This is a genomic window from Ideonella sp. P3_A4, assembly GCF_056403075.1.
The window spans coordinates 1-8,571 of sequence record NZ_JBFUGE010000249.1 but is presented as its reverse complement, the minus strand read 5'-3'; the positions used below and the strand labels follow the sequence as shown (position 1 = coordinate 8,571).

4 protein-coding genes are annotated in these 8,571 nt (G+C 69.4%); all 4 read left to right on the top strand.

What is annotated here, in order from left to right; genetic code table 11:
- On the top strand, positions 1-1,564 hold a 1,564-nt coding region (locus AC1DYI_RS19975), incomplete at its 5' end, for a glycoside hydrolase family 3 C-terminal domain-containing protein (protein ID WP_477205881.1).
- 32 nt (positions 1,565-1,596) lie between these two features.
- Positions 1,597-4,050 carry a glycoside hydrolase family 95 protein gene (locus AC1DYI_RS19970; protein WP_477205880.1) on the top strand — a complete coding sequence of 818 codons (2,454 nt, stop codon included), beginning with the start codon at positions 1,597-1,599 and terminating at the stop codon, positions 4,048-4,050.
- A gap of 20 nt (positions 4,051-4,070) precedes the next feature.
- Positions 4,071-6,935: a beta-galactosidase GalA gene (gene galA, locus AC1DYI_RS19965; RefSeq protein ID WP_477205879.1), complete on the top strand. Its 2,865-nt coding sequence runs from the start codon at positions 4,071-4,073 to the stop codon at positions 6,933-6,935.
- 202 nt (positions 6,936-7,137) lie between these two features.
- On the top strand, positions 7,138-8,571 hold a 1,434-nt coding region (locus AC1DYI_RS19960; protein ID WP_477205878.1), incomplete at its 3' end, for a PAS domain-containing protein.

Below are 8,571 nucleotides of genomic sequence, written 5' to 3'. Positions count from 1 at the left end.
GAGCAAGGCGCCGGTGCCGGCCTCTGCCGTCGGTGCCGCCGGGCACCGAGCGCTGGCGCTGAAGAGCGCGATAAAGAGCCTGGTGATGCTCAAGAACGACGGCGTGCTGCCGCTCAAGCCCGGCGTGCGTATCGCGTTGGTCGGCCCGCACGGCGATTCCACGCGCGTGCTACGCGGCAACTACGCGTCGGAGCGCATGGTCGAGACCTTCTCGGTCGTGGACGGCCTGCGCCGCGCGATGCCGGACGCCCGCATCACGCATGTGCCGTTCACGGCGTCGATCACCGACGGCGACCCGGTGCCGACGACGGCCTTGCTCACGCCCGACGGTCAACCGGGCCTGCGGGCGGAGTACTACAACGCTGCGACGGATGGCACCATCGAGGCCAGGCCCGCGGCCACCCGCGTGGAACCTGAAGTCGTTTCCAACGCGGCACTGGCGCCCGGTGTGTCGGGGCAACACAAAGTGGTCTGGAGTGGCTTCCTGGTGCCGCCGGAGACGGGCCGCTACCGGATCGGCTTGTACGGTGCAAAGGGCGAGATCAGCACCGGCAATGATGGCGTGCGCGCCGAGAAGTACTCGGGCTGGGGCGAACGGCCCAAGCTCGTCGATGTCGAGCTGCAGAAAGGTCAGCGCTATCCGTTGCGGCTCGAGACCGAGCCCGGCGTCGGGTCGGTGTCGGCCCTGCTGTGGAAGCGAGTCACCACCCGGCTGGAAGAGGACATGAAGGCCGCGGTCGACCAGGCCGACGTGATCATTGCCGCGGTCGGCCTGACCTCGGACATCGAAGGTGAAGAGATGCCGGTGGCCATCGACGGTTTCTCCGGCGGCGACCGCACCTCGCTGGCCCTGCCGGCCGACCAGCGCCGGCTGCTGGAAAGCGCCAAGGCGCTGGGCAAGCCGCTGATCGTGGTGCTGATGAACGGCGGTCCGATCGATCTGGCCTGGGCCAAGGACAACGCCGCCGCCATCGTCGAGGCCTGGTATCCGGGCCAGGCGGGCGGACTGGCGGTGGCCGAGGTGCTGGCCGGCAAGGCCGACGCAGGCGGGCGCTTGCCGCTGACCTTCTACCGCAGCGTGGAGGACCTGCCGCCGTTCGACGACTACACGATGAAGGGCCGCACCTACCGCTACTACGACGGCACCCCGGTGTACCCGTTCGGTTTCGGCCTGAGCTACGCGACATTCGACTACAGCGGCCTGAGCGTGGTGCCCTTGCGCGGCAGTGCCGACAACGGCCTGGTCGTGAAGGCCAAGCTGCGCAACACCAGCGCCCGCGCCGGCGACGAGGTGCCGCAGCTCTACATCGCGCCTCCGGCCTTCGAGGGGGCACCGCGCCACGCCCTGCGCGGCGTGCAGCGCGTGGCGCTGCAGCCGGGCGAGGCCCGCGAGCTGACCTACAAGCTCGCGCCGCGCGACCTAAGCTTCGTCACGCCGGCCGGCGAACGCCGGCTGATCCCCGGCCGCTACCGGCTCTACGTCGGCCCCGGGCAGCCGGGCGATGGCGTCGACGTCTTGTCCGCGACCTTCGAGTTGCGCTCCAACGCGGCGCTGCCGCATTGAGCTGCGCGCCAGATTTGATTGAACCGACATCGATGACCACCAGCTTCCACACGAACCGCAGACACTTTCTTGCCACCACCGGCATCGGCCTGGCGTGGCCCGGCCTGGCCGGGGCAAAACTGGCCGTGGCTGATCGCGGCGAGCGCCAGGACCTCTCGCTGTGGTACGACCAACCTGCCGGCCCTTGGATAGAGGCACTGCCTGTGGGCAACGGACGCGTCGGCGCCATGGTCTTCGGCCGCATGGCGCAGGAGAGGGTGCAGCTCAACATCGACACCCTGTCCGCCGGCAGCCCCTATACCCMGGACAGCCCCGATGCGCTGCAGGCCCTGCCGCGCCTGCGTGCCTTGATCAACGAAGGCCGCTACGCGGAGGCCGAAGCGCTGGCATCCAAGGAGTTCATGGCCAGGCCGATCGTGCAGATGCCCTACGGCACGGCAGGCGACCTGTTCATCGCCACTGCGGGGCTCGATGGCACCAGCGAGTTCCGCCGCTGGCTCGACCTCGACCAGGCCATCGCCGCCACCCGCTTCGTCAGTGGCGGCGTGCGCCACAGGCGCGAAGTCTTCTGCAGCGAGCCCGATCAGGTGCTGGTGCTGCAGTTCGAGGCTCAGGGCGGCAAGTTCGACCTGGACCTGGGCTACCGCCATCCGGCTGACGCCGAGTACGGCGCCACGCAGTACCACAAGGAGACCGGCGCCGTGTCGCTGCTCGGCGCGGCATGGAATCACCAGGAGCCGCTGCGCCAGGGCGAGCGGCCCTCGTGGCTGGAGATCGGCGCCGACGGCCCGCAGGCGCTGCTGATCCAGGGCCGCAACATCGGCGACGCCGGCATTCCATCGGGCCTGCGCTACGCGCTGCGGCTGCAGGCGCTGGGCGACGCCCGCATCCAGGTGGTGGGCGATCGGCTCGAAGTGCGCGGCGCCGGCAAGCTGACCATCTTGGTGGCCGCGGCGACCAGCTTCGTGCGCTTCGACGATGTCTCCGGCGACCCCGTCAAGCAGGTGCGCGAGCGCACGGCCGCGGCGGCCCGCCGGCCCTATGCCGAACTGAAGAAGCGCCACGTGCAGGCGCACCAGGCGAGCTTTCGCCGCGTGGCGCTGCAGCTTGGCGCGCCCGCCGCGACCGATGCGCGGCCGACCAACGCCCGCATCATGGAGGTGGCCCAACACCCCGATCCGGCGCTGGCCGCGCTGTACGTGCAGTACGCGCGCTACCTGCTGCTGGCCTCATCACGGCCGGGCGGCGAGCCGGCCAATCTGCAGGGCCGCTGGAACGAGGGGAACCGGCCGCCCTGGGGCTGCAAGTACACGATCAACATCAACACCGAGATGAACTACTGGATTGCCGGGCCGGGCAATCTGGGTGAGTGTGTCGAGCCGCTGCTGCGCATGGTCGAGGAGCTGTCGATCAATGGCGCGCGCACGGCGCGCAGCAGCTACGGCGCGCGTGGCTGGGTGGCTCATCACAACACCGACCTGTGGCGCGCCGCCGCGCCGGTGGACGGCCCGCAGTGGGGCCTGTGGCCCTGCGGTGGCGCGTGGCTGTGCAACACGCTGTGGGACCACTACGAGTACCACCCATCGCAACCTCTGTTGCGGCGGCTGTATCCCTTGCTCAAGGGCGCCTCGTTGTTCTTCCTCGACACTCTGGTTCAGGATCCTCAGGGCCGCGGCCTGGTCACCTCGCCGTCGCTCTCGCCCGAAAATGCGCACCGGCCCGGCGCTTCGCTGTGTGCCGGCCCGGCCATGGACCGCCAGATCCTGCGCGACCTGTTCGACCACACCTTGCAGGCCCATGCGCTGCTGAAGGAAGGCGACAGCGGCTTCGAGATGGCGCTGCGCAAGGCGCGCGCGCTTCTGCCCGCCGACCGCATCGGCGCGCAGGGCCAGCTGCAGGAATGGCTGGACGACTGGGACGCCCAGGCGCCGGAACAGCAGCACCGCCATGTGTCGCACCTGTACGCGGTCTATCCCAGTGAGCAGATCAACAGGCGCGACACGCCGGCGCTGGTGGCGGCCGCCAAGACGACGCTGAACAGGCGCGGCGACCAATCGACCGGCTGGGCGACAGCGTGGCGGCTGGCGCTGTGGGCGCGCCTGGGCGACGGCGAGCGCGCGCATTCGATCCTGCTCGGGCTGCTCGGGCCCACGCGCACCTACCCGAACATGTTCGACTCGCACCCGCCCTTCCAGATCGACGGCAACTTCGGCGGTGCGGCCGGCATCCTGGAGATGATCGTGCAGTCCTGGGGCGGTGAAGTGCACCTGCTGCCGGCGCTGCCCAAGGCCTGGCCCGAAGGCGCCGTCAAGGGCCTGCGCGTGCGCGGTGGCATCGAGGTCGATCTCGCCTGGGCCGAGGGCGCGCCGAAGCAACTCAGCTTGAAGGGCCGTCCTCACGCGATGGTGGCGTTGCGCCACGGCGGGCGCATCTGGTCGATCAAGCTGGATGGCGCGGGCCGTGCGCGGCTGAATCGATTCGCATGATCAATGGGTGGGAGACCTGCATGATGACGCTCGGTTTGCTTCGAGACAGCGTGACGCAGGGCCTGCGCCTGTGCGGCGCCGTGCTGCTTGGCTTCGCGGTACTGGCGGCGCCCGCGATGGCGGGTTCGCGCGAGCGGCTTTCGCTGGACGGCGGCTGGCTGTTCCAACTGGGTGACGTGGCGGCGCCGCCGATCAAGGGCCACGGCATGAGCTACGGCAGCGCCAAGGCCGGCGGCGCCGGCGGCGCGGCTGCGGCTGATTTCGACGACTCGGCCTGGCGCCGGCTCGACCTGCCGCACGACTGGGCGGTGGAAGGCCCGTTCGACAAGAACGAGAACGCCTCGCAGGGGTACCGGCCGCGCGGCATCGGCTGGTATCGGCGCTACGTGGAGCTGGCGCCCGAAGACCGCGGCCGCCACATCGAGCTGCAGTTCGACGCCATCGCCACCCACAGCACGGTGTGGGTGAACGGCATCCTCGTCAACCGGAACTGGTCGGGCTACAACGGCCGCGCCATCGACATCACGCCCTACGTGCGTTACGGCGAGGACGTGAATGCGATCGCCGTGCGTGTCGACGCCCAGGCGCAGGAGGGCTGGTGGTACGAAGGCGCCGGCATGTACCGCCACGCTTGGCTGGTCAAGCGCGACGCGTTGCACATCGCCACCGACGGGCTGCATGCGAACCCGGTGGCCGAAGGCTCGGGCTGGACGCTGCCGGTGGCCGTGGACCTGGCCAGCAGCGCCAAGGTGGCGCGCGGCGGGATGCTGGACGTGGCGGTGTTCGACCCCGACGGCCGCGAGGTGGCACGGGGCAGGACGCGCGTGCAGGTCGATCCGCTGAAGTCGGCCACTGCGCGACTGAAACTGACCGTCGCCCAGCCGCGCCTGTGGTCGCTGGAAAAGCCGGCGCTGTACCGCGTGCGCGCGGTATTGCGCGATGGAGGGCGCGACGGCGCCACCGAGCTCGACCGCGCCGAGGTGCAGACCGGCTTTCGCAGCATCCGCTTCGATGCCGACCGCGGCTTCTTCCTGAACGGCCAGCCGGTGAAGCTGCAGGGCGTGGCCATCCACCAGGACCATGCTGGCGTCGGCGTGGCGGTGCCAGATTCGATCTGGGAGTTCCGGCTGCGCCAGCTCAAGGCCATGGGCGTCAACGCCATTCGCTTTTCGCACAACGCGATCGCGGCCGAGGTGCTGGACATGACCGATCGCCTGGGCCTGCTGGTCATGAACGAGAACCGCAATTTCAACACTGCGCCCGAGGTCATGCAGCAGCTCACGTGGCAGGTGCGGCGCGACCGCAACCACCCGAGTGTGGTGCTGTGGTCGATCTTCAACGAAGAGCCTCTGCAGAGTGGCGAGCCGGGCCATGAGATGGCTCGCCGCATGGTCGCAGCCGTCAAGAGCCTGGACCCGACGCGCCCGGTGACGGCTGCCATGCACGACGGCATCTTCGGCGAGATCAACGTCACCCAGGTGGTGGACGTGGCGGGCATCAACTACCAGACCTGGGCCTACGACCGCTTCCACCAGCAGAACCCGAAGCTGCCGATGACCAGCACCGAGGACACCGCGTCCTACATGACCCGCGGCGCCTTCGAGAGCGACCCCAAGGCCCAGGTGATGGCCACCTACGACGAGGAACCGTCGAGCTTCGGCACCACGCACCGCAAGGCCTGGCGTGCCATCGTCGAGCGGCCCTACGTGGCCGGCGGATTCTTCTGGACCGGCCTGGACTACCGCGGCGAGCCGACGCCCTTCGAGTGGCCCAGCGTCAACTCGTTCTTCGGCGCGATGGACCTGTGTGCCTTCCCGAAGACGGCGTTCTGGATCCACCAGGCGCACTGGATCAAGGAGCGCCCCATCATCAAGGTGGTGCCGCACTGGAACTGGGCCGGCCGCGAAGGCTTGGCCGTCAAGGTGATGGTGGCCACCAACGCGTCGCGGGTGCGGCTGCTGCTCGATGGCAAGACGGTCGGCGAGGGGGACGTCGACCCCATCGACATGGTGACCTTCGAGGTGCCGTACGCGCCGGGCCGGCTCGAAGCCCTGGCGCTGCGCAACGGCGCCGAGGTAGCGCGCGATGCGGTGGAAACCAGTGGCACGCCAGCCCGCCTGGTGCTGACCCCCGACCGTCAGGCGCTCGTAGGCGACGGCCGCGATGCCGTGCCGGTGACGGTGAGCGTGGTCGACGCGCAGGGCCGCCCGGTGCCCACCGCCGACACGCCGGTGCACTTTCAGGTGGACGGCGTGGGCACGCTGATCGGCGTGGGCAACGGCGATCCCAACTCGCATGAACCGGAGAAGGCGCCCGAGCGCAAGCTGTTCAACGGCCTGGCGCAGGTGATCCTGCAGACGCAGCGCGGTGGGCAGGGCGCGCTCACGCTGCGTGCCGCGTCGCCAGGCCTCGAGAGCGCCTTGCTCAGCCTGGACGTGAAGGCCGTGACGCCGCCGCCCTCGGTGGCCGTTGCCGAGCCGTTCACCAAGGTCGGTGGCTGGCGCATCTCGCCGCCGCAGGCCACGCGGCCCGATCCGGCCATGGCACCCAGTTATGGCGACATGAACAGCTGGGGCTGGGGCGAGCCGCCGATGAAGCAGGCGCCGGAAAGTCTGGCCTGGCGGGCCTACCGCGCATCGTTCGGCGTGCGTGGGGATCGCAACGACGGCCGCGGCCGCATCGTGTTCCGCGAGATCGCCGGCAAGGCCGAGGTCTGGAGCGACGGCGTGCAGCTGGGCACCAAGAACGACCCGGCGCCCGGGCCGCTCAAGGTGGTGCTGCCACGCGGCTCCGGCTGGCGCACGCTGACCGTGCTGGTGGAATCACCTGCCAACCAGCCGTCGGGGTTGATCGGACGCGTGGTCGTCGAGCCAGGAGTGCAGTGAGCCCGCTCTCGGACGCAGAATGAAGCGATGACCTGCGGGACCCACCGGCTTGGGGCGTCCGCCGCGCTGTCGGCGCGCAGCTTGTCGAGGTGATTCAGGCGATCGTCAGGGCCGAGCAGTGAACGGCGCGGGTTGCCCGGGGCGGCTCCGGGCGTGCCGGGCCGATTTCGGCAACTTGGGCTTCACAGATACATTACGGCGAATGAGGCCGTCCAAGCGCTCGACGCCGGCAACGGAGCCCGCATCGCTCCAGGCTTCACCGCGGTATCCACGCGGTTGGTGGGCGGCGGTGGCGGCCACGCCGCACGGCGGCATCGCTGTCGCTCTTCTGCTGCGCGTGGTGCTGTTCAGCACCCTCGTCACGCTCGTGCTCACGGTGCTGCAGCTCAGTCTGAGCTACCGCAGCGAACGCGCTCGGCTGGAAGGCCGCTTCGGCGAGATCGAGCAGGCCAGCGCGCGCAGCCTGGCGGAGAGTCTGTGGGCGGTAGACACACGGCAGATCGAGGAGCAACTGGACGGCATCGTGCGACTCCCCTCGATCAGCGGCGCCGAGGTGCGCGAGACGGGCGGTGCGGTCCGTCCGTTTGCAGTGTTCCGCGGCCAGCGCCAAAGCGATGGGGTGGTGAAGGAGTTTCCGCTCCTGTGCTGCGGCCCGAACCCCGAGGCGATCGGGGTGCTGCGCATCGAGGCCACACTGGCGGACATCTACCGCGACATCGCGGCGCAGGCCGTCGTCATCTTGCTCAGCAACGCTGCCAAGACCTTCCTGGTCGCCTTCTTCATCCTGTTCGTGGTGCACAAGCTGGCAACACGCCACCTGCTGGACATTGCTGCTTCGGCACGCACCGTCAACCTGGAAGGCGATGCGACACCCCTGCAGCTGCGGCGCACGCACCGCGAGGAAGACGAGCTCGATCAACTGGTGGAGGCACTGAACGGGATGCGCGAGCGCCTGGCCCGGCAGGCGCTGGAACTGCGCAATGCCGATGCAAGGATGGCGGCCATCCTCGACAACATGCCCGACCTGGCATGGATGAAGGACGCAGAAGGCCATTTCACCGCCGTCAACCGCGCCTTCGCGGCGGCCAAGGGCTTTGCAGACCCGCGGGAGATGCTCGGCAAGACGGACCTTGACGTCCACCCACCAGAGCTGGCGCGAAGCTACCGCAACGACGACGCCGAGGTGATGACCTTGCGCGGCACACGGCGCATCGAGGAACAGCACGCCCGCGCCGATGGCAGCATCGGGCTCATCGAGACCATCAAGACAGCCCTGATCGATGCCGACGGCCACGCGGCCGGCACCGCGGGCGTCGCGCGCGACATCACCGAGCGTCGCCAAGCCGAGGCCGACCGCGAGGCGCGCCACACGGCCGAGATCGCGAGCGAGGCCAAGAGCGCCTTCCTGGCCCACATGAGCCATGAGATCCGCACGCCGATGAGCGCCATCCTGGGCATGTCTTACCTGCTGCTGCAGGGCGAGCTGGAAGCAGGCCAGCGCCATCAGGCKCAGAAGATCCACGGCGCGGCCACGGCGCTGTTGGGCATCATCAACGACATCCTCGACTTCTCGAAGATCGAGGCCGGGCGGCTGGACCTGGAGGCGATTCCGTTCGACCTGCGCGAGGTGCTGGAC

Excerpts from the sequence above, each read along its gene's own strand:
- galA (WP_477205879.1), top strand. The coding sequence starts at position 4,071 with ATGATGACGCTCGGTTTGCTTCGAGACAGCGTGACGCAGGGCCTGCGC.